The 20721-nt window shown below is 42.4% G+C and carries 20 protein-coding genes; 12 read left to right on the top strand and 8 right to left on the bottom strand.

Annotated features, from left to right (window positions below):
• Positions 1-163 precede the first annotated feature (163 nt).
• Positions 164-979: a flagellar motor stator protein MotA gene (gene motA, locus MKZ11_RS07730; protein WP_340793562.1), complete on the top strand. Its 816-nt coding sequence runs from the start codon at positions 164-166 to the stop codon at positions 977-979.
• Positions 963-1721 carry a flagellar motor protein MotB gene (motB, locus tag MKZ11_RS07735; protein WP_340793565.1) on the top strand — a complete coding sequence of 253 codons (759 nt, stop codon included), beginning with the start codon at positions 963-965 and terminating at the stop codon, positions 1719-1721. The genes motA and motB overlap by 17 nt, the downstream gene beginning before the upstream one ends.
• A 46-nt stretch (positions 1722-1767) precedes the next feature.
• On the opposite strand, the gene MKZ11_RS07740 is transcribed toward motB, so the two are convergent.
• Both MKZ11_RS07740 and MKZ11_RS07745 read right to left on the bottom strand, forming a co-directional pair.
• Positions 1768-1989, bottom strand: coding sequence for a DUF1128 domain-containing protein (locus MKZ11_RS07740; protein WP_340796945.1), 222 nt, complete (start codon positions 1987-1989; stop codon positions 1768-1770).
• 171 nt (positions 1990-2160) lie between these two features.
• Positions 2161-3519 carry an alanine/glycine:cation symporter family protein gene (locus MKZ11_RS07745; protein WP_340793567.1) on the bottom strand — a complete coding sequence of 453 codons (1359 nt, stop codon included), beginning with the start codon at positions 3517-3519 and terminating at the stop codon, positions 2161-2163.
• A gap of 226 nt (positions 3520-3745) precedes the next feature.
• On the opposite strand from MKZ11_RS07745, the gene MKZ11_RS07750 reads away from it, so the two are divergent.
• Positions 3746-4126, top strand: coding sequence for a YtxH domain-containing protein (locus MKZ11_RS07750; RefSeq protein WP_340793569.1), 381 nt, complete (start codon positions 3746-3748; stop codon positions 4124-4126).
• Positions 4127-4152: 26 nt separating this feature from the next.
• Positions 4153-5151 (top strand): YihY/virulence factor BrkB family protein, encoded by a 999-nt coding sequence (locus MKZ11_RS07755; RefSeq protein ID WP_340793571.1) that lies wholly within the window; start codon positions 4153-4155, stop codon positions 5149-5151.
• A 41-nt stretch (positions 5152-5192) separates the two neighbouring features.
• Here MKZ11_RS07755 and MKZ11_RS07760 read toward each other — a convergent pair whose 3' ends face one another.
• The 3 genes from MKZ11_RS07760 to MKZ11_RS07770 all read right to left on the bottom strand — a co-directional run bounded on the left by MKZ11_RS07760 (position 5193) and on the right by MKZ11_RS07770 (position 9146).
• Complete coding sequence (locus MKZ11_RS07760) at positions 5193-7097, bottom strand: heavy metal translocating P-type ATPase (protein ID WP_340793572.1); 1905 nt, start codon at positions 7095-7097, stop codon at positions 5193-5195.
• A 294-nt stretch (positions 7098-7391) separates the two neighbouring features.
• Entirely contained in the window at positions 7392-8933 is a 1542-nt protein-coding gene (locus tag MKZ11_RS07765) for a fumarate hydratase (RefSeq protein ID WP_340793574.1), read from the bottom strand.
• A 27-nt stretch (positions 8934-8960) separates the two neighbouring features.
• On the bottom strand, positions 8961-9146 hold the full coding sequence (locus MKZ11_RS07770) for an SE1561 family protein (RefSeq protein WP_445326983.1): 186 nt from the start codon (positions 9144-9146) through the stop codon (positions 8961-8963).
• A 561-nt stretch (positions 9147-9707) separates the two neighbouring features.
• On the opposite strand from MKZ11_RS07770, the gene MKZ11_RS07775 reads away from it, so the two are divergent.
• Entirely contained in the window at positions 9708-10886 is a 1179-nt protein-coding gene (locus tag MKZ11_RS07775; protein WP_340793578.1) for an MFS transporter, read from the top strand.
• Positions 10887-11352: 466 nt separating this feature from the next.
• Here the strand turns inward: MKZ11_RS07775 and MKZ11_RS07780 are convergent, their stop codons facing one another.
• Positions 11353-12156, bottom strand: coding sequence for a polysaccharide deacetylase family protein (locus MKZ11_RS07780; RefSeq protein ID WP_340793580.1), 804 nt, complete (start codon positions 12154-12156; stop codon positions 11353-11355).
• Between the two features lie 48 nt (positions 12157-12204).
• Complete coding sequence (locus tag MKZ11_RS07785; protein WP_340793582.1) at positions 12205-13113, bottom strand: TIGR01777 family oxidoreductase; 909 nt, start codon at positions 13111-13113, stop codon at positions 12205-12207.
• Between the two features lie 106 nt (positions 13114-13219).
• On the opposite strand from MKZ11_RS07785, the gene recX reads away from it, so the two are divergent.
• The gene (gene recX / locus MKZ11_RS07790) at positions 13220-14032 is read left to right on the top strand and encodes a recombination regulator RecX (protein WP_340793584.1); all 813 of its coding nucleotides are present in this window, start codon (positions 13220-13222) and stop codon (positions 14030-14032) included.
• Entirely contained in the window at positions 14022-14354 is a 333-nt protein-coding gene (locus MKZ11_RS07795; RefSeq protein ID WP_340793587.1) for a YfhH family protein, read from the top strand. The genes recX and MKZ11_RS07795 overlap by 11 nt, the downstream gene beginning before the upstream one ends.
• Positions 14355-14627: 273 nt before the next feature.
• Here the strand turns inward: MKZ11_RS07795 and MKZ11_RS07800 are convergent, their stop codons facing one another.
• Positions 14628-15611, bottom strand: coding sequence for a metal-dependent hydrolase (locus tag MKZ11_RS07800; RefSeq protein WP_340793590.1), 984 nt, complete (start codon positions 15609-15611; stop codon positions 14628-14630).
• 118 nt (positions 15612-15729) lie between these two features.
• Between MKZ11_RS07800 and mutY the strand changes: the two genes are divergently transcribed.
• From mutY to MKZ11_RS07825, 5 genes are all read left to right on the top strand, one after another.
• Positions 15730-16797 (top strand): A/G-specific adenine glycosylase, encoded by a 1068-nt coding sequence (gene mutY, locus MKZ11_RS07805; RefSeq protein ID WP_340793592.1) that lies wholly within the window; start codon positions 15730-15732, stop codon positions 16795-16797.
• Positions 16794-17540: an enoyl-[acyl-carrier-protein] reductase FabL gene (fabL, locus tag MKZ11_RS07810; RefSeq protein WP_340793594.1), complete on the top strand. Its 747-nt coding sequence runs from the start codon at positions 16794-16796 to the stop codon at positions 17538-17540. The genes mutY and fabL overlap by 4 nt, the downstream gene beginning before the upstream one ends.
• Before the next feature lie 64 nt (positions 17541-17604).
• The gene (locus MKZ11_RS07815) at positions 17605-17916 is read left to right on the top strand and encodes a gamma-type small acid-soluble spore protein (RefSeq protein ID WP_340793596.1); all 312 of its coding nucleotides are present in this window, start codon (positions 17605-17607) and stop codon (positions 17914-17916) included.
• A 182-nt stretch (positions 17917-18098) separates the two neighbouring features.
• Positions 18099-18644 carry a nucleoside tri-diphosphate phosphatase gene (gene ntdP, locus MKZ11_RS07820; protein WP_340793598.1) on the top strand — a complete coding sequence of 182 codons (546 nt, stop codon included), beginning with the start codon at positions 18099-18101 and terminating at the stop codon, positions 18642-18644.
• A gap of 163 nt (positions 18645-18807) precedes the next feature.
• A complete protein-coding gene (locus tag MKZ11_RS07825) occupies positions 18808-20559 on the top strand; it encodes an ABC transporter ATP-binding protein (protein WP_340793600.1) in 1752 nt (583 codons plus the stop codon).
• Positions 20560-20721 lie beyond the last annotated feature (162 nt).

The raw sequence follows: 20721 nt of genomic DNA on the forward strand, positions 1-20721 counted from the left end.
CTTCTTAATAGTACCAATTTAATAGCCCTGCCTGCAACGTCGAATATAATAGACGAAATGTGACGTTATGGAAAATCTCAACTATTTAATACTTCACCTCTTCTAAAGAATAGTCTTAAGATGCCGAAATAAGAAGAAGAATGGAATATTTGGAGGGTCAACTATGGATTTATCAACAGTAATTGGTCTAGTATTAGGGTTTGTAGCACTTCTTGTCGGTATGACGATGAAAGGTGTCCCGGTAGATAGCTTATTTAATATGGCAGCTATACTAATAATAATTGTAGGAACGCTTGCAGCTGTTATCATTGCATTTCCAATGAATGAGTTAAAACGTGTACCTAAATTATTTGGCGTGCTTTTTAAAGAACAAAAACTTGCTTCCGACTCTGACATCATACGTATGTTTTCAGGGTGGGCAGACATTGCACGTCGCGAAGGATTATTATCACTTGAAGCTAAAACTGACGAAATAAATGACCCGTTTTTGAAAAATGGTTTGGGCCTCGCAATTGATGGACAAAACGCCGATTATATTCGTGATGTGCTAAGTGAAGAAGTGGAAGCTATGGAAGACCGGCATTCCGCGGGAGCACAAATATTCTCTCAGGCGGGAACGTATGCCCCTACACTTGGAGTATTGGGAGCGGTGGTAGGTCTGATTGCTGCACTTGGTAATTTGAATGACATTGATGCACTCGGCCATGCCATTTCCGCAGCTTTCATAGCAACGCTACTTGGTATTTTTACGGGTTATGTACTCTGGCACCCATTTGCGAATAAATTAAAACGTAAATCACACGAAGAGGTAAGACAGAAGAAAATGATGATCGAAGGGGTTCTTTCAGTTCTTGAAGGAGAGGCGCCGCGCGTCATTGAGCAGAAACTTTCTTCCTACCTATCCGCGGAAGAACGTCGAAAACTGTCTACAGCGAATTCAGCGGATAAGGGGGATGGCCAGGTTGTCGAAGAGACGTAAGAGAAAAAAGGATGATCACCATATAGATGAATCTTGGCTTTTGCCATACTCCGACCTTATGACTCTTCTTCTCGCGTTATTTATCGTGCTGTTTGCCTCAAGTTCGGTAGATGAAGTCAAACTAAAACAGATGTCAGCTGTGTTCAGTGAAATATTTGACAGCGGGCAAGGCGTGATGGACAATGCAGCGCCTACAACAGTCCCGATACCGAAAGATTCAGTTGGTTCCAACGATGAGAATGCATCCTATTTAGAAGATCAGAAGTCGCTTGGTGAAATACAGGACAGAGTTGATGACTATATTGCAGTTAACGAATTGGAGAATCAGTTTGAAACAAAACTGACGGATGAAGGACTGTTGGTAACGATTAGGGATAGTATCCTCTTTAGTCCGGGGAGGGCGGATATTAAGCCGGAATACAAAGGGGTTGCAGATGATATTGCGGACCTTCTTGTTTTTGACCCTCCTCGTCAAATCGTCGTTACTGGTCATACGGATAATGTTCCAATCGGAAATGCACAATTTCAATCAAACTGGGAGCTCAGCGTAATGAGAGCTGTTAACTTTTTGAAAAGTATTGTGAGAAATGAAGAAATCAATCCACTTTTATTCAGTGCTAAAGGATACGGCGAGTTTCAGCCGATCGAATCGAATGGAACAGCTGAAGGACGAAGCAAAAATCGTCGGGTAGAAGTACTTATCCAGCCACTTGTCTTAGAAGATGGGACAGCAGTTGAATAAAAAAAGATTCGCCGGTTAATTCAACCCGGTGAATCTTTTTTTATTGTCATTTTCGTAGTGTACCAAGTTCTGCTGCAATTGCTTGCATTTCATTTGGTGTAATCGTATCCCGTTTCATAACCATTTTATACATATAATGCAAATCTTCATATTTAGAAGTACTGAAATTCTCCGCTTTTAATGCAGCTGAATTAACCATACGAAGTTTTTCTGTAATCTTCTCAATCATATAGATCACATTTTCTGATGTCGGGTTAGATAAATCCATAGTTTTGTCCACCTTCCATTGCTCTTTTGGACTTATCATTTCACTATTCTCCCGAACTGTCAAATTGAAGAACAAAAGTGGAAGTGGCTATTCAGCCAAGATCAGTAAGTAAACTGCAGTTGAATTCCTTCACACAGTACGAGATTTCATAATTACCTAGACAACAGTAGATTATCCTCGTTTTGCGGCTTCCCTTTCTTCTTTGAGTTTTGCATTGAAACGTTTTGTTTCAAAGACGATGACACCGGACAATCCGAGAAGCCCAATTAAGTTCGGTATTGCCATCAGCCCATTCATGACGTCTGCGAACAACCAAACTGCATCAAGAGTCGCGGTAGCTCCTATAAAGATGACTGCAATAAATACGATGCGGTAGTAAATCAAAACCGTTGGATTCGGGAACAAGTATTGGAAACATTTCTCTCCGTAATAGGCCCATCCGAAAATTGTAGATGTCGCAAAGAATATCAATCCAATTGCAACAACAATCGGTCCTGCGTTTCCAAGAAACTCACCGAACGCTGCAGCTGTAAGAGAACCGGCTTCAATGCTCTTGTCTTTCCACATACCCGACATGACGATAGTTACTCCGGTAATTGAACAGATAACTAGGGTATCGAATAATACTTGTGTCATGGAAACGAGTGCTTGACGACCTGGTAAGTCTGTTCTAGCTGCAGCAGCAGCAATTGGAGCAGACCCAAGACCTGCCTCGTTGGAGAAGAGCCCGCGTGCAACCCCGAAACGGATGGCCGCACCGATTGCGCCCCCAACAGCCGCTTCACCAGTAAACGCAAATTTGAATATCGTTGCAAAAGCTTCTGGAATCAAGTTGAAGTTCAAAATCATTACGATTAAACCTGCGATTAAATAGAAACCTGCCATAACCGGGACGAAAAACGATGTAACCTTACCGATCGTTTTAATGCCTCCAATAATAACCATTCCACCTAGAACGACAAGAATGGCTCCTGTAATCCAATGCGGAACATTAAACGTTGAATTCAAGACATCGGCAACTGCCTTCGATTGTGTTCCGTTACCAATCCCGAATGCTGCAATCGCGCCAAAAATAGCGAATAAGACGCCGAGCCATTTCATTTTCAGACCGTGTTCAAGATAGTACATTGGTCCGCCAGCCATTTGTCCATTGGCATCCTTGACCCTATATTTAACTGCAAGAATTGCTTCTCCGTATTTTGTAGCCATTCCGAAGAATCCGGCCATCCACATCCAGAACACTGCGCCCGGTCCGCCGAAGTAAATTGCTGTCGCAACTCCGACGATATTCCCAACACCGACTGTGGCCGCCATCGCTGTCATAAGTGCCTGGAAGTGTGAAATATCACCTTCCGATGTTTTATCCTGATTTCTTGAGAAAACGAGTTTTAGTGCATAAGGTAACATACGTATTTGAATAAGTCCTAGTCTTACTGTTAAAAAGATCCCCGTTCCAACGAGAAGAATAAGCAAAGGCGGTCCCCAAATAAATCCGCTGGCCTTATCCAAAAAAGTAGTTAATCCATCCATCCCATTACCCCCAGTTGATATGTTTTAGGTGCAACATTAATTTGCATAGTATTCGTTGATACCTCACATCCTCTCAATCTCTAAATTTCCCTACCGTTATTGTTAATATTCCGAAAATTTACGGCATTCGTCAAGCTTTATTTTTATAGTTCCGACAACTTGTTTGTTTTTCTTTCTTGTGGGGTATAATTGTATATGCGAAAGAGTTTGAAATGGAGGGTTTATAATGGGTAATAGCAAATTTGGCAAATTTATTATCTTTGGTGCACTTACAGGTGCGATTGTAAGCATGTTCGATCGGAGTACAAGAAATCAACTAGTCAAGAAATCAAACGACTATATAACGGAAATGAAATTTTATTCGAAAAATCCTGATGTGCTCAAATGGAAACTGGAGGAGAAGAAAGATAAATATCAGTCGGTCTTCAAGCAACTATCGGGTGATGCATCTTATATTAAGGAGCAGGTAGAAGAGTTGAAAACATTAACACCACAAGTAAAAGATTTAGTCATGGATACGAAGGATGCGTTTGTTGAGTCGAAAGATGAATACAAGTCAATTGTCAGTGAAACTCCATCGGAGGATAATATTGATTCAAAAAAGTGAAAAGTGTTGAAAGGGGTGACGAAAGTTTGAAGGATAATGATCGTTCAACACCTACGCCAATCCCAAGAGCAAAGGCTGGGAAGCAAAAGAAGAAAACAGATGGCTTTATGGCAGATACTGCAGCCATGAAATTTTTAGATGATGTAAAAGAAGGCGACCTTGAAGAATTCGATGTCACGACAAAAACTGGATTTTTGAAAGAACTTCTTGTCCGGATAAAAAAAGTCGATGTAACGGGCCTTGGCTCGCAACTCGCTTTCTTTTTCCTGTTGTCATTATTTCCTCTATTAATCTTTATAATGACGCTTCTTCCTTTTTTAAATCTTGATCAGGCAGAAATTTTCTTGTTGATTAGAGATTATGCGCCTGAGAGTGTTGCTATGCTTATTGAAGATACACTAAGTGATATTTTAAAAAACCGAAATGGTGGCTTATTGTCAATTGGTGCGCTTGCAACAGTGTGGTCAGCATCTAAAGGTATGAATGCTCTTACTAAAGCTTTGAACCGTTCCTATTTTACAGAAGAATCACGTTCATTCGTAGTTGCTCGGGGGATGTCAGTCGTCTTTACAGTTTTGCTCATAGCCGTCCTAGTAGTAGCCCTTGTATTACCAGTGTTTGGACAGCAGATTGGCGTACTAGTATTCTCTTATATGGGACTTGAAGAAGGATTCATCACTTTGTGGAGCAATTTGCGCTGGATCGTTCCGCCTGTACTAATCTTCTTCGTATTTTCGCTGATTTATTGGCTGGTACCTAACTTGAAGATTCACTTTATAAGTGTGCTACCAGGAGCGCTATTTGCTACGGTAGGCTGGATTCTGACATCACTTGGTTTCTCCTACTATGTCAGTAACTTCGGAAGCTATTCGAGTACATATGGTAGTATTGGAGCGATTATTGTATTAATGATGTGGTTATATTTCTCAGCTATCATTTTGATACTTGGCGGACAGCTAAATGCCGTCACATTTGAAAGGACTCAGTTGAAAAGAGCAAAAGCAAAAAGCAATGCAGTCATGTAATATGACGGCATTGCTTTTGTTCAATTGAAATACAAAATAACTTACTCGATGCGATTCAGCATCCGAAGACCGTTTAATATAACAAGTATGGTGCTTCCTTCGTGTCCAATGACGCCGAGAGGAAGATCGACGACTTGCAGAAAGTTGGAGACGATGAGTACCATGATGACTGTGATGGAGAAGAAGACATTCTGTTTCACGATTCGCTGCATTTTACGAGATAGCTTGATTGCATAAGAGATACGCCTCAAGTCATTTTGCATCAGAACAATGTCTGCAGTTTCAAGCGCGACGTCGGTACCTTCACCCATTGCAATGCCTGATGTTGCAGTAGCGAGGGCGGGTGCATCGTTAATACCATCTCCGACCATTCCTACGTTTTTATATTCAATCAGAAGACGTTTCAAATGATTGACTTTCATCTCTGGCAAGCATTCTGCGACGTATGAATCAAGTCCGGCTTCTTTCGCAATAGCTGCAGCCGTTTTTTCATTATCACCTGTTAGCATGATTGTTAAAATACCTGTCTGCTTTAACTGTTTGATAGCCTCAACCGCTTCAGAACGCAAGGTATCTTTCAGTGCAACAATGGCTACAATCCCTTTATCATCTTTCATGAAGATGACTGTTTTACCTTCTTCTGCTAGCGATAAAGCAATACCATCCTGAAATTGTTCCGCTATTTCTGTTCCGACAAAACGTGGATTTCCTACAAGCAATTCTTGCTTATCAACAAGTGCCCTGATGCCATGGCCAGGCACATCTTCAATTTGAAGATTTCGCTTCAAGGTTACACCATTATCGATGGCGTAATTTGTAATCGCAATAGCAAGCGGATGATTCGATTGGGACTCTATACTTGCAAGAACCGTCAATGTTTCGTCTGCCGCTGCATCTTTACGTACATGGAAGTCTGTAACAACCGGTTTACCATTCGTCAATGTCCCGGTCTTGTCAAAAGCAATCATCTTGAGGGAACCAAGATGTTCAAGATGAACACCTCCCTTGAACAGGATTCCTTTTCTTGCTCCGTTTGAGACTGAAGCAAGAGTTGCCGGCATGATAGATGCAACCAGCGCACATGGTGAGGCAACAACGAGCAGGACGATAGCACGATAGAATGTAGTCGTCCACTCCCATCCGAACAAATAATGAGGCAGGATCATCATAACTAATACTGCAATGAGTACAACTTTTACATAAGTTCCTTCGAACCGTTCGATAAATTGCTGTGAAGGTGATTTCTCACTTTGTGCACTTTGAACGAGTGTAATAATTTTCTGGAAAAGTGTTTCGGAACTAGGCTTTGTCATTTTCATTTGAATTGCACCGCTCAAATTGACAGTACCGGCAAATAATTCGTCGCCAATGTCTTTTGTAACAGGAATCGATTCTCCATTAATAGCAGACATATCGATGGAGGAGGTACCGAAAGTGATACTTCCGTCGACTGGAACCCGTTCGCCTGGCTTAACAAGCAGGATTGACCCTAACGTTAGGGAGGAGGTAGGCACTTTGATTTCCATGCCATCTTCTTGAATGAGCCATGCTTCTTCAGGTTGTAAGGCCATAAGTGACGAAATTTCCTTATGGCTTTTATTCAACGTGTAGGTTTCAAGGGCGCCACTGAGCGCAAAGATGAAAATTAGAATTGCCCCTTCAGCCCAATAACCGATTAAGGCAGAACCGATTGCAGCGAAAATCATAAGCATTTCCACATTCAGTTCTTTGTGTTTAATCGTTTCTTCAATTCCTTCTTTCGCTTTGGCAAAACCGCCGATTAAAAAGGCGATGATGTAAAGGGGAACAGAAAGTGTTTCAATCCCGTTTGCACCACTAAACCAAGCGATGGCAATAAGCGTGCCAGACAGGATAGCTGCAATTAATTCTATGTGCACTCGCCAATCTAAAGGATTTTTCTGCTGATGTTCAGTGATAGTAGTCATAGTTTCTTCCTCCTAATTGAGAATGATAGTCAATTTCAAATTGCTGAATAAAATATGAAAGTCGGTTCCTATGGCAGGAGCCGACTAATTAAATATAGATGATATTGATTATCACATTGTAATTATTATTGTTAATAGTATAGCATGTTGATAGGGGAAGTGACACTGCTTTGCTTACAGGGGGGAGAAAAAAGTGGCTGGTCGTAGGTTTTTGGTAGGCTGTCAAATAGTTACCATCAAGTGAAAAAGCACCTTCTCCCGGTAACTTTCTCCGAAAAAAGGTGCCTGACTTATTTAGCTGAATACTTTCTCTTTGAACTGAGCTAACTTTTCAAGAGATGACTTATCTACATCGGCATGCAAACTGTTGCCATGCGAGTCCATTGTTACGACTGCAGTGAAGTCTTTAACGCGCAGATGCCACATCGCTTCGGGAATACCGAATTGAAGGAGGTCAACGCCTTCGACAGCTTTGATACAGTCCGCATAGTATTGCGCTGCGCCTCCGATGGCGTTCAAGTAGACTCCCCCGTGCTCTTCGAGTGCAGCAAGCGTTTTCGGACCCATACCGCCTTTTCCAATGACGGCGCGAATACCGAACTTTTTCATGATGTCGCCTTGATATGGTTCTTCTCGAATGGAAGTCGTCGGCCCGGCAGCTTTGATTTCATAACCGCCGTCTTCATCTTTCATCACGACTGGGCCGCAGTGGTAAATGATTTGTCCGTCAAGATCGATAGGCGAGTCATTTTCAGATAAGTATTTATGGATAGCATCGCGTCCTGTATACATCATCCCACTAATTTTGACAACATCGCCTACATTTAAATCACGGATTTGTTCTTCTGAAATTGGGGCAGTGAGCTCGACTGTGCGAGCAGATTGCTTAACTTCATCTTGAATGTTGTCTTGTTGTGAGAAAGCAATTTTTTCGCCATCATCATAATGCCAGTTCATAATTTCACCAGATTTAGGATTGATATCGACGGCCATGCGGCGGTATGCCCAGCAGTTATATGCTACGGAAACATAGAAGCTCGCGGGAATACGGTGCATGACACCGACTTTACAGCCAAGAAGGGTAACTTCGCCACCAAATCCCATTGTTCCGATGCCAAGTTTGTTTGCTGTTTCCAAGACATATTTCTCAAGATCCGCAAGTTTTGGATTCGGATTCAGGTCGTCCACTTCACGGAAAAGCTGTTCTTTCGCAAGCTCGTAACCTGAAGCACGATCTCCGCCGATGCCAACGCCGATGAAGCCCGCGGAACAGCCTTGTCCTTGTGCTTGATAGACTGAGTGTAAAATACATTTACGAATACCATCAAGATCGCGTCCGGCACGACCAAGTCCGTCAAGTTCCGCCGGAAGACTGTATTGAATATTTTTGTTTTCACAGCCTCCGCCTTTTAAAATAAGTTTCACTTCGATATGATCTTGTTCCCATTGCTCAAACTTTACGACAGGAACACCTTCACCAAGGTTATCTCCGCTATTGTCGCCTGTAAGCGAGTCAACAGAGTTAGGACGGAGTTTGGTGTCCTTGGTAGCTTTCACGATGGCACGTTTTATAGCGGCTTTTATTTCAATTTGGTTGACCCCGACAGGAGTTTTTATTTTGAACGTCGGCATACCTGTATCTTGGCAGATTGGAGAAACCTTTTCGTCAGCCATATTGATATTTTTTGCAATCGTATCAAGACTCATAGCTGAACGCGTACCGGCGTCTTCCTGCTCTTTTGCTGCAAGAATTTTTCGGCGTACGTCTTTTGGAAGATTTGTGGATGTTTCGCAAATGAGATCATACATACTTTTTTCTATTTGTTCTATGTACATTCTCGCTTTCCCCCTACATATACACTGTTATTTGTCTGTTTTTATTTTTTCCATTTGTTCTTCAAGGTCGTCGAGCATGCTGATCAGTTGGTCGATTTCTTGCAGGTCCGCTGTTTCGGGTTCAATTGTATCGAGCGTCTCAAGGAATTGATGAAGCCGTGTTTTCAAACCTTCGACATGCCCTTTATTTTGTGCTTTTTCCAATCCGTACACCTCTTTTCATTAGTGTAATCGTAAACGAAAAAACGGAAATTATCAATGAAGCAGAATAGAACTTTGGAATTAATTGAAAATAGTTTTAACGGAATCTTTACAATACAAAGTTAATATGATATGATTCATTTAATCAAACGAAAGGGAGGGTGCAGCAAGGACAATAAAACCGAAAACTAAGGAGGTTGGGGACTTTAAATATAAAAGAAAAACTCAACTTTTGAACAGTGGAGGTGAAGTCCCAAATAGTAAAATATAGTGTCAAGTACTAGATTCGGCAAATAGAAATGAAGAAGAGCTGATAACAGTCATGCAGCGAAGATGAAGAGAAAGAATTTAAGAAGGAGGGGATTCGTAAGTGTCCGATGGCGATATGCCAGGAGACGAATACGACTTATGCAGATGGAAATGGAAAGTGAAGATTCAATTCATACATAAAGGCCCAACCGTAATCTGACAATCAGATATGGATGGGCCTTTATGATTTTTAAGGTATCGTGTTTCATCGCTCAGTTATGCTAAAATCATAAAAGGAACTTTAATGTAGGGAGCGGTAGAAGCATGAGTACATTTTCACAAGTTGAAAAAAGACGTTTTTGGATACTTGTCATCATCGTATCGATTTCAGGATTTTCGCAAGGAATGCTGTTGCCGCTTATTTCAGCGATCTTCGAGAAAGATGGTATTTCAAGTGCAATGAACGGTTTGAATGCCACAGGTTTATACATAGGGACATTACTTATTTCACCGTTCATGGAAGCTCCGCTCCGGCGTTTCGGTTATAAGCCGATTATCATCGGAGGCGGCTTGCTGGTTTTTATATCCCTGCTGTTGTTTCCCATATGGAAAAGTGTCGTCTTTTGGTATATTTTAAGACTTATAATCGGTATCGGGGATCATGCGCTTCATTTTTCCACCCAAACGTGGATTACAAGTTTTTCGCCGCAGCATTCACTAGGCCGCAATATCGCGATTTACGGCGTATCGTTTGGCGTCGGTTTTGCGGCAGGGCCGCTATTCGCTCCACTCGTCAATGTGTTTGAAGGTTTGCCATTCATTGTGTCCGGTGTACTGTGCATGCTCGCATGGTCACTCGTCTTCATGCTGAAAAATGATTATCCGGATATTATTAAAGGAAAGGCTACTGAAGGTCGGTTTTTTTCGCGTTTCAAAGCAACAATGGCTGTTGCTTGGCTCGCTTTTCTAGGCCCGTTTGGATACGGATTCCTAGAATCTTCGCTTAACGCGATGTACCCGGTGTATGCACTTAGAAGCGGTATTGAATTTACATCTGTCTCGATTATTTTAGCCTCCTTCTCTGTAGGAGGAATAATCTCACAGTTGCCTCTTGGAATGTTGTCAGACAAGATCGGGAGGAGCTCAGTCTTTCTTATCGCGCTTGGAGGAGGGGCTATCTCATTTTTCATCGCAAGTACCCTCGAGGTTTCTACAACTGCTGTTATGGCCATGTTTTTCGTTGCGGGACTTTTTGCGGGTTCGATATTTTCACTTGGCATTTCGTATATGTCCGATTTAACGCCGAAGCATCTGCTGCCCACAGGGAACTTACTATGCGGAATTTTCTTTAGTCTAGGCAGTTTGACAGGTCCATTTCTTGGCGGTCTCTTTCTTGAATTTGAGGCAGGATTCAGTTTTTTACTATTGATTTCACTGTTTTTAGCTGTGTTGTTCATTGTATCTTTTATCGGCAAGTTGAAACAGCGCCCGACTGTGGCATAAGAAAAAGCGTCCAAATTGCGGACGCTTTTGTACTAAACAGGAAATAAAAAAGTTCTCGTAGTGTGGATAAGTTAAGCGATGGAGATTTGTTGTCTAGCTTCAGCCGCCAGCCGATCGGAGCCCCACAGGATGTGGGTCACGTAGCAGGGAGGGATTGAACTGCATCCCTCCTTGTTGCCGCAGGACGCGGCGTACTTAGGCTAGGTTCCTTGAAAGCAATCCAGCTAGGGAGGGATTGAACTGCATCCCTCCTTGTTGCCGCAGGACGCGGCGTACTTAGGCTAGGTTCCTTGAAAGCAATCCAGCTAGGAAGGATTGAACTGCATCCTTTCCGGGCAAAGAACGCCACGTCGTGCCTGCAAGGATGCAGGTATGCAGTCGTTGCGACAGGACGTCGCGATCTTAGACTGCCTTCATTTATCGACTTATGCCTTTCGCGTCTAGCAAGCGCCTTACGCTTTTCGGATTACCTCAATATCGAGTTGACGTTTTCGTATTCTAAAACAAGATCGTCAAGTGATTGGAAAGTGTAACCTGCTTTCTTAGCGTCTTGGATAAAGGAGGGTAAAGCCTGTGCATTATCAGGTGAAACCGTATGCATTAAAATAACGGCTCCGGGATGTAGCTGCTTCATCAGTTCTCCGTATGCGAAGTCACGGCCTTTGGGTTTATCGGCGTACCAATCAATGAATGCAACCGACCAGAAGATATGCCTGTATCCGAGTTCGTTTCCTTTGGCGAGGACCTTGTCGTTGAACACACCTTCAGGAGGCCTTGTGTAATATGTCCGTTTGAGTCCAGTCACTTCATTCAACAGTTTGTCGAATTTGGTCCATTCCTCTTCCATCCTCTGTGCGGAAAGATTAGCCAGATTCGGGTGCCCATAAGTGTGGTTGCCGATTCCGTGGCCTTCAGCAATCATTCGCTTGACAAGGGGCAGGGCGCTTTTCAAATAATGCCCTGTGAGAAAGAAAGTTGCGGGAGCGTCTTCTTTTTTCAGTGTATCTAAAATGCTTTCCGTATAGCCATTTTCATAGCCGTTATCAAAAGTCAAATAGACAACTTTTTCATCAGGCTTACCTTTATAAATGGCCCCGTGTTTGTCGAGCATTGAATCAAGTGCAGCGCCGGCACTAGGGGGAACGCCCCCGGTAGCTTTTTTAAAGCCCCAATGAAATTCCTCCGCCTTAGCTGAAAATGGATTCAAAACAAAGCCTATCATTACGATAAAAGCCGCCAATAAAATACCCAGACCATGTTTTTTAATCATTAAAAACGCACCTTTCCTTTTTGGGTAGGATGCGCAGATGAAATCGAATTATACGTCTTTTTTATATAAGTCTTTCAAGGCGGATTCCAGTGTAGGATATCTGAATTCAAATCCATTGTTCAGTAACTTTTCTGGTAGGACATGCTGCCCTTCGAGAACGAGTGTACTTTTTTTGCCAAGCACAGCTTTCATTACGAATGGAGGGACTGGAATCCAGTGTGGCCTATTCAGAACTGAACCGATTGTTTGACCGAAGTATTTCATCCTTTTTGGAAATGGTGCAGTGACGTTTACAGGTCCATTTAAACTCTTGTTGTCGAGTGCATACCCAATTGCGCGTGCGACATCCTCGATGTGTACCCAAGATATCCATTGACGGCCCGAACCGACTGTCCCTCCTGCAAATAACTTGTATGGCAGTACCATCAGCGGCAATGCTCCATCATCTATCCCGAGAATGACACCGAATCTCATGAAAACTGTACGTATACCTTCTGATTCCACTGATGCCGCTTTCTTTTCCCAATCCGCAACAGTATGACCAAGAAAGTCGTCCGCATAATTCGGAGTTACTTCTGTATAGACATTGTCTTCTGATGCTGGATAGATGCCAATCGCACTAGCATTGACAAGAACAGAAGGTTTTGTTTGTAAGGCGGAAATGATTCGCAACAATTCATCAGTCGCTGTCATTCTACTGTCGTAAATTTGTTTGCGATGTTCAGTAGTCCATCGTCCCTCATTGATGGAGACACCGGCAAGATTGACAAAGGCATCGGCGAATACAATTTCATTTTCTGGCATTACGTCTTTTTGGAGCCACTTCACGTATTTTATACGGCCATCAACTTTACTATCTTTTCTTGATAAAATTATAATTTCGTGTCCTTCACTCAATAAAACGGCCGTTAATTTCTGTCCGACAAACCCGGAACCTCCTGCAATGACAATTTTCATTTTACGACACCCCTATTAAGAATCTATACCCTATATTGAAACTAATTAAGCTGAAGCACAAGGACAGAACATGTATACTAGAAGAAAGTAGGGAGGCGTGGAAAAGATGCCTGTTATTACGAAAATAACACAACAGAAAAAAGATATCGAACGATATAATATTTTCCTGGACGAAAAGTATGCATTTAGTGTCCATGAGTCGGTTCTCGTCAAATTCGGCTTATCAAAAGGAATGTCACTTGAAGACTGGTCGATTGACGAAATGGTCTATGAAGACGAGATTCGGAAAGCGTTCAACCGGGCACTCCATTATCTTGGTTTTAGGATGCGTAGCGAGTTTGAAGTGAAGAAAAAACTGTTGGAATTGGGATATGGGGAAGCAATCGTACTGGAAGCCCTTGTGAAATTGAAAAACCTTGGATTCTTAAATGATGAAACCTATTCAGAAGCACTTCTTCAAACACGGAAAAATTCATCCAGTAAAGGTCCAAAGGCAATTCAGCAAGAGATGCAGAAAAAAGGGGTAGGAAAGGAATTACAACTCAAAGTTCTCGAATCCTATTCGGAAGATGAACAGCTCGAAATCGCAACAAAACTTGCTGAGAAGACAGCACATGCAAATCGCTCGGCGGTGCCAGCACAATTAAAACAAAAAATCCAAAATGCCCTGCTTCGGAAAGGCTATTCATTTGAACTTATCAAACAAGCGCTTGCCAACGTCAATTTTGATCGGGAAGAAGATGAATGGACAGTTATCACTGACTCGATTGGAGAAAAGGCTTGGCGACGGTTTAGTCCGAAATTAAGCGGGCGGGACCTAAGAGACAAAGTGAAACAAGCAATGTACCAAAAAGGTATTCCGTTTGATCGAATCAATCAGTTTATAGATAAAAAGGAGAATGAAGAAGATGGAGAATGAAAAAAAATATAGTGCAATGACAGAACATGAACTACGTACAGAAATCGGACGACTGCGTGAAAAAGCACGCAAAGCCGAACAGCTGGGAATTGTGAATGAGTATGCAGTGTATCAGCGGAAAGTAGTGATGGCACAATCTTATCTAATTGACCCGAAAACTATCGAGCCGGGTGAAATTTATAAGATCGAAGGGGACGAAGGTATGTTTTTTCAAGTCGATTACTTGAAAGGTCGCTTTGCTTGGGGTTATCGATTAGGCGGCGAGCGTGCAGATGAGGCTTTGCCAATCGCAATGTTGAAGTCGGTAAAAGAAGGAAGATGAATTAGAAAAGCATCTGGAGCCTAGACGCTGACCTGAGTAGAAAAAACGTATATTATCTTCATAAGAAAAAGGCTATGGGCAGCAATTACCATCCATAGCCTTCGTGTAAACCCTTTTAAATATGTCGTACACTTTTCTACTTGTCTAGCTCCTCGGGGTCACAAGTCATTTTACTGAGGAGGGATTGAACTACATCCCTCCTAGGAGGCAGAAGTACGGCTCCAATCAAACTGCCTTGTGCCTGTCGGGGCAAGATAACGCCTTCCGCTTTTCTTAAGAATTCGGGATGAAGTTAAGTTTCTTATGCAACTTGTCTTCGGAGAAAATCCAGCCTGTATATGAATTGATGACGTTAAGTTCTTTGTCAACGTGTGCGACCGCAACAAAGGGGTAATATCCCTTACTCCGATAACGCAAATCGATTAGGCGTACTTCGCATATGTCACCGATATTTGTGACAGACCATCTGTAGATGGGAGAAAATGAGGTGAAGGCTTTGAGATTTTTGTCGCTCATCGCCACATCGATTTCAGGAGAAGAAGGCATCGGTTCCCGGTCGAACTGGTCGTAAATGTTAACGGATCTTCCGTAAGCGCGTCCAACGTAATGACAAGTTTCGGAAGAAGCAGCAACTTTCCAATGGAAAAATCGCATTGTAGGAGCAATTATAATTTCAATCGCATCGGGCACCGTATTGAAAACTGCTTTCTTTACTGCTGATTTAACCGCAAAACGCAATAAGTAATAAAAGAAGATTACCACATACATTGTTAAAATCGTAACGACCGGATTTGCACCCATTGCCCAAATAATTAGAGCAATAGCATGCATTACAAAAATTACGGGATCGAAGGTATTAATGACGCCGATAGCGACCCACTTATTGGAGAACGGGCGTAATGCCTGTGTTCCATAGGAATTAAAAATGTCGACAAAAACATGCAGAAAGACGGCGAGAAATGCCCAAGCCCAGACATGTATGAAATTGGCTTCAGGGACTATAAGCGACATAAGTACTGTAATGAGAAGCGGCCATAATAACACCGCGGGAATAGAATGTGTGATTCCTCTATGATGCCGTATATAGACCGCATTATTTCTTAGTTTTAATACAGTATCGACATCTGGGATAAGTGAGCCGACAATGACACTAGCTACGACCGCACTCATTGTCGCATTATCGGTTAAAACGACAGGATCCGCCAATGCCAGACCTCCAAGTGCTACACCCATGACAATATGAGTTCCAGTATCCAAATGATCACTCCTTTTGCTTGAACAGTCATGCCAAGCACTGGATTGACTTTTTTTAAGCCATATACATATCAATACCCTTTTATGCTCAATGATAAGCATATGCGATAAGGAGGAAATGATGCAAATAATAGTGAAGAAAGACGAATTTCGCGAAGCTCTTCTTTCTTGGTATCGGCGAGAAAAAAGAGACTTGCCATGGCGGAGAACGTCGAATCCATATTACATTTGGGTATCGGAAGTAATGCTTCAACAAACGAGGGTAGATACGGTTATCCCTTATTATGAGCGCTTTATCGAAAACTTTCCGACGATGGATACACTTGCGGAAGCGGAAGAAAATGATTTATTGAAAATGTGGGAAGGGCTCGGTTACTATTCACGTGTTAGAAACTTACAAGCAGGTGTAAGAGAAGTCGTGTCGAACTACGGCGGAGAAGTACCTTCTAATCGGACAGAGATTTCCACATTAAAAGGCGTTGGTCCGTATACTGCAGGGGCAGTTCTCAGTATTGCCTATGGAGTTCCCGAGCATGCCATAGATGGTAATGTTATGCGCGTCATTTCTAGGTTGCTTCTTATAGAAGAAGATATTGCTATACCGCGTACAAAAAAGATTTTCGAAGCAGTTGTCATGGATTTGATTGACAAAGAAGATCCATCTTCGTTTAATCAAGGACTGATGGAACTTGGGGCGACAATCTGTACACCAAAACCAAGATGTCTTCTGTGTCCGGTTCGAGACTTTTGTTTAGCTTTTCATGAAGGCAGGCAAGAGGGATTACCTGTAAAAACGAAGAAAACGAAGATGAAAATTATACCTGTTGTGTCATTTGCAATTCGAAATCAACAAGGTGAGTGGTTGCTACGGCAAAGACCTGAAAAAGGTTTGCTTGCTAGTATGTGGGAGTTTCCAATGGTTGAGCCGGCGGAAAATAACACACCGCAGGAAATGGCCCGCGAACATTTCAGTATCGAACTAAAGGATGTAGTTGATATACTGTCTTTCAAACACATCTTTTCCCATTTGACATGGGAGATGAAAAGTTTTGAAGCACGGATTGAAAAAGTGGATACAATACCAGCAGGCTATCGTTTTTTCACGCATGAAGAAGTCGAAGCGTTGCCCAAACCTGTTCCGGTATTAAAAATTTGGGATGAACTTAAACAAGGGGGAACAACAAAATGATTGAAAATAAAGTAGCAATGGTGACAGGAAGTTCCAGAGGGTTAGGAAAAGCACTAGCGATTGAATTGGCGAAGCAAGGCTACGATATTGTGGTCAACTATGCAAGGAGTCGTTCTGCAGCTGAAGAAACAGTAAAAGAAATCGAAGCGCTGGGCAGAAGAGCAATTATGATTCGTGCAAATGTTGGTGATGTTAAAAAGCTTCGTACGATGTTTGAAGAAGTGAAAGAGGAGTTCGGACGTTTAGACGTATTTGTATCGAACGCGGCATCAGGCGTTTTGCGTCCAGTTATGGAACTGGAAGAAACACACTGGGACTGGACGATGAACATTAACGCAAAAGCGATGCTATTCGGTGCACAGGAAGCTGCAAAATTGATGGACAAAGGCGGTAAAATCCTCGGAGTAAGTTCGCTGGGCTCTATTCGTTATCTTGAAAATTACACGACAGTTGGCGTTTCAAAAGCCGCAATCGAGTCGATTACACGTTATCTTGCCGTTGAACTGGCACCAATGGGAATTGCGGTTAATACTGTTTCGGGCGGTGCACTTGATACAGAAGCGCTAAAACATTTCCCTAATCGCGAAGAGTTACTTGAGGATGCACGTATTAATACACCTGCGGGCCGCATGGTTGAAATTGATGACATGGTGAAAACGGCGATGTTCCTTATCTCGGACGACTCTGATATGATTCGCGGGCAAACGATTATCGTCGATGGAGGACGTTCAATTTTGTTGTAAAGTTTTCCAATGGAATAAAAAACGTCACTGTGGATATCATAGTTAGCACGGAGGTGAAAATCCATTGGCTAAAAACAACCCGAATCAAACTGATGTGAACCAAGTAAGAAAACAGAACCAAAAATCACAACAACAAAACCAAAATGCGATGACTGAAGAGTACGGTTCCGAAACTGATGTAAATCAGGTTAGGAAACAAAACCAGCAATCACAGCAGAACATGCACAACCAAAACCAAAACCAAAATGCGATGACTGAGGAGTTTGGTTCCGAAACTGATGTAAATCAAGTTAGGAAACAAAACCAACAATCCGAAGCGAACAAAAGAAATGCTTCAGGACAGCGCGCGAATCAGTTCGAAAACGGTTCAAAGTAAGTAAGTGGATGGATACCACCGGCCGGCAGGAGCATTACGCTTCTGCCGGTTTTTTCATACCAATAAATGAAGCCGTGATTGGAAATAAAAGTTGAAAGGTTTCAAATAATACAGTTCTGTTGGTATAATGATGAAATAATAATGGCTTCGAAATTTTCCGGCAACCAAAAGGTGGGTTAATCATGACGATTGCTACAGAAGGGGAAACGATACAAGTACATAGTTATAAACATAATGGTAAGATCCATCGGGTTTGGCAGGAAACTGTAGTGCTGAAAGGAACGCGTAATATTGTCATTGGTGCGAATGAACGGACGCTAGTTACAGAATCGGACGGGCGCACATGGCTGACGCGTGAACCATCCATCTGCTATTTTCACGCAGAACATTGGTTCAATATTATTTGTATGTTAAGAGAAGATGGTGTTTATTATTACATCAACATGAGCTCGCCTTTCGTCTATGATAATAAATCGTTGAAGTACATCGATTATGATCTTGATGTGAAAGTGTTCCCTGATATGAGTTATATGATTCTGGATGAGGATGAGTATGCTGATCATAGGAAACAGATGGGCTACCCCGACGTTATCGACCAGATTTTGCAAAAGAATTTGGATACGTTGCTGGGATGGATTAAACAGCGCAGGGGTCCGTTCGCTCCCGACTTCATTGAAGTGTGGACATCAAGATATGAGTTTTACAAGCAGGTCAAGAACAGTAAGTGAAAAGCCTGATCGTGTCTGCAAGGATGCAGGTATGGTAGTAGGGAGGGATTGAATTACATCCCTCCTTGTTGCGACAGGACGTCGCGATCTTAGACTGCCTTCCTTTGTCACTTATGTCTGTCGCGAAAGATCGCGGCAGGCTTTTTCTATAGGAGGTACAAAGATGGGTGACAGTATAAAGCGCTATATGAAGTTTGTTAAGCCATACAATTGGCTCATTTTACTGACGATACTTATCGGCATTGTGAAATTCGCAATTCCGCTATTCATTCCTCTGTTGATGAAAATTGTCATTGATGACATTATCGGATCGGATACACTTACAGCGGCAGAAATGACGCGGCAATTATTTTATTGGCTTGGCGGGACGGTTCTTGTATTCTTCATCATCCGGCCGCCGGTTGAATATTACCGCCAATATTATGCCCAATATGTGAGCAATAAAATATTGTACGATATCCGGAAAGAATTATATTCGCATCTGCAAAAGCTGAGTCTCAGCTATTATTCAAATACACGGGCGGGCGAAATTATTTCGCGGGTCATAAATGACGTGGAACAAACGAAGAACTTCGTTATGATCGGTCTGATGAATGTCTGGCTTGACCTCGCGACTATCATCATCGCAGTCACTATCATGCTGACAATGGATGTTCCGCTGACATTGGTCACACTCCTTGCATTCCCTTTTTATGCGTACAGTGTGAAGCACTTTTTCGGGAAGCTGCGAGAATTGACGGGGAAGCGTTCCCAAGCACTTGCAGATGTGCAAAGCTACCTGCATGAACGAGTTGCGGGTGTAAGTGTCATTAAAAGTTTTGCGCTTGAAGAAGAGGAGCAAGAACGTTTCAATAAGACGAATGGTAATTTTCTTGAGAAAGCGATTGATCATACAAAATGGAATGCGAAAGCGTTTGCTGTCGTTAATACGATTACCGATGTTGCACCGCTCCTCGTCCTTGCATACGCAGGCTATCAGGTCATCAATAATGATTTGTCTGTCGGAACGATGGTTGCGTTTATCGCCTATATTGACAGGGTGTACAATCCGCTGCGCAGACTTGTCAACGCATCGACCACCCTTACACAGTCTTTTGCGTCAATGGATCGGGTCTTCGATTTGATGGAACAGGAGTATGATATTACAAACAAATCGGGTGCACTTGCACTTCCTCCAATCGAAGGAGAAATTGAATTTGACAATGTAAGCTTTACGTATGAAGAAGAGGGAGAAACGGTCTTGAATGGCATAAATTTCACCGTGAAACCAGGCGAAACAGTCGCATTTGTTGGCATGAGCGGTGGAGGAAAGTCGACAATCGTTGGCCTGATACCTCGTTTCCACGATGTGACAGGCGGTGCAGTACGTGTCGATGGTCATGATTTGCGCGACGTCAATATAAAATCACTGCGCGAACAGATAGGGATTGTTTTGCAAGATACAATATTGTTCAGTGATTCTGTGAAGAGTAATATAATGATGGGGAAATCGGATGCAACAGATGAAGAAGTGATTGCTGCTGCAAAAGCGGCGAATGCACATGATTTCATCGAGTCATTGCCCCTTGGCTACGATACAAAAGTAGGGGAACGCGGGGTTAAATTATCGGGTGGTCAAAAACAGCGAATTGCAATTGCACGTGTTTTTTTGAAAAACCCGCCGCTCCTTATTTTAGATGAAGCAACATCAGCGCTAGATCTTGAAAGTGAAGCGCTTATTCAAGAGTCTCTTGAAAGACTTGCGAATGAGCGAACCACACTTATCGTTGCCCACCGTTTGTCGACAATTACACATGCGGATAAAATTTTTGTCATTGATTCCGGTGAACTCAAGGAAATGGGAACACATGAGCAATTGATGGATTTGCAAGGAATTTACTATGGCCTGTTTCAAGTGCAAATACTTGGAAATTAAGAATCAAGAATGTTGAAGTATTAAATATGTGTGAAAACTGAATCGAGAAATCCTGAAAGCGACGTAGCATAATTTAAGGAAATCTTTACTTCGGCTTATATACCTATATAATAATTAGGTTGGAGTTTAGAGCATTCTATCGCCCATCAGAACGATTGCGAG

The sequence above is a fragment of the Sporosarcina sp. FSL K6-1508 genome, assembly GCF_038007465.1.
Taxonomy (GTDB): Bacteria; Bacillota; Bacilli; order Bacillales_A; family Planococcaceae; genus Sporosarcina; species Sporosarcina psychrophila_B.

Bases quoted from the DNA above. Each gene is read 5' to 3' on its own strand.
- MKZ11_RS07795 (WP_340793587.1), top strand. From the start codon at position 14,022: ATGGAGAATGAAAAAAAATATAGTGCAATGACAGAACATGAACTACGT.
- MKZ11_RS07785 (WP_340793582.1), bottom strand. From the start codon at position 13,113: ATGAAAATTGTCATTGCAGGAGGTTCCGGGTTTGTCGGACAGAAATTA.
- motA (WP_340793562.1), top strand. From the start codon at position 164: ATGGATTTATCAACAGTAATTGGTCTAGTATTAGGGTTTGTAGCACTT.
- MKZ11_RS07760 (WP_340793572.1), bottom strand. From the start codon at position 7,097: ATGACTACTATCACTGAACATCAGCAGAAAAATCCTTTAGATTGGCGA.
- ntdP (WP_340793598.1), top strand. From the start codon at position 18,099: ATGACGATTGCTACAGAAGGGGAAACGATACAAGTACATAGTTATAAA.
- MKZ11_RS07750 (WP_340793569.1), top strand. From the start codon at position 3,746: ATGGGTAATAGCAAATTTGGCAAATTTATTATCTTTGGTGCACTTACA.
- MKZ11_RS07745 (WP_340793567.1), bottom strand. From the start codon at position 3,519: ATGGATGGATTAACTACTTTTTTGGATAAGGCCAGCGGATTTATTTGG.
- MKZ11_RS07740 (WP_340796945.1), bottom strand. From the start codon at position 1,989: ATGGATTTATCTAACCCGACATCAGAAAATGTGATCTATATGATTGAG.
- recX (WP_340793584.1), top strand. From the start codon at position 13,220: ATGCCTGTTATTACGAAAATAACACAACAGAAAAAAGATATCGAACGA.
- MKZ11_RS07765 (WP_340793574.1), bottom strand. From the start codon at position 8,933: ATGTACATAGAACAAATAGAAAAAAGTATGTATGATCTCATTTGCGAA.
- mutY (WP_340793592.1), top strand. From the start codon at position 15,730: ATGCAAATAATAGTGAAGAAAGACGAATTTCGCGAAGCTCTTCTTTCT.
- MKZ11_RS07825 (WP_340793600.1), top strand. From the start codon at position 18,808: ATGGGTGACAGTATAAAGCGCTATATGAAGTTTGTTAAGCCATACAAT.
- MKZ11_RS07780 (WP_340793580.1), bottom strand. From the start codon at position 12,156: ATGATTAAAAAACATGGTCTGGGTATTTTATTGGCGGCTTTTATCGTA.
- MKZ11_RS07775 (WP_340793578.1), top strand. From the start codon at position 9,708: ATGAGTACATTTTCACAAGTTGAAAAAAGACGTTTTTGGATACTTGTC.
- fabL (WP_340793594.1), top strand. From the start codon at position 16,794: ATGATTGAAAATAAAGTAGCAATGGTGACAGGAAGTTCCAGAGGGTTA.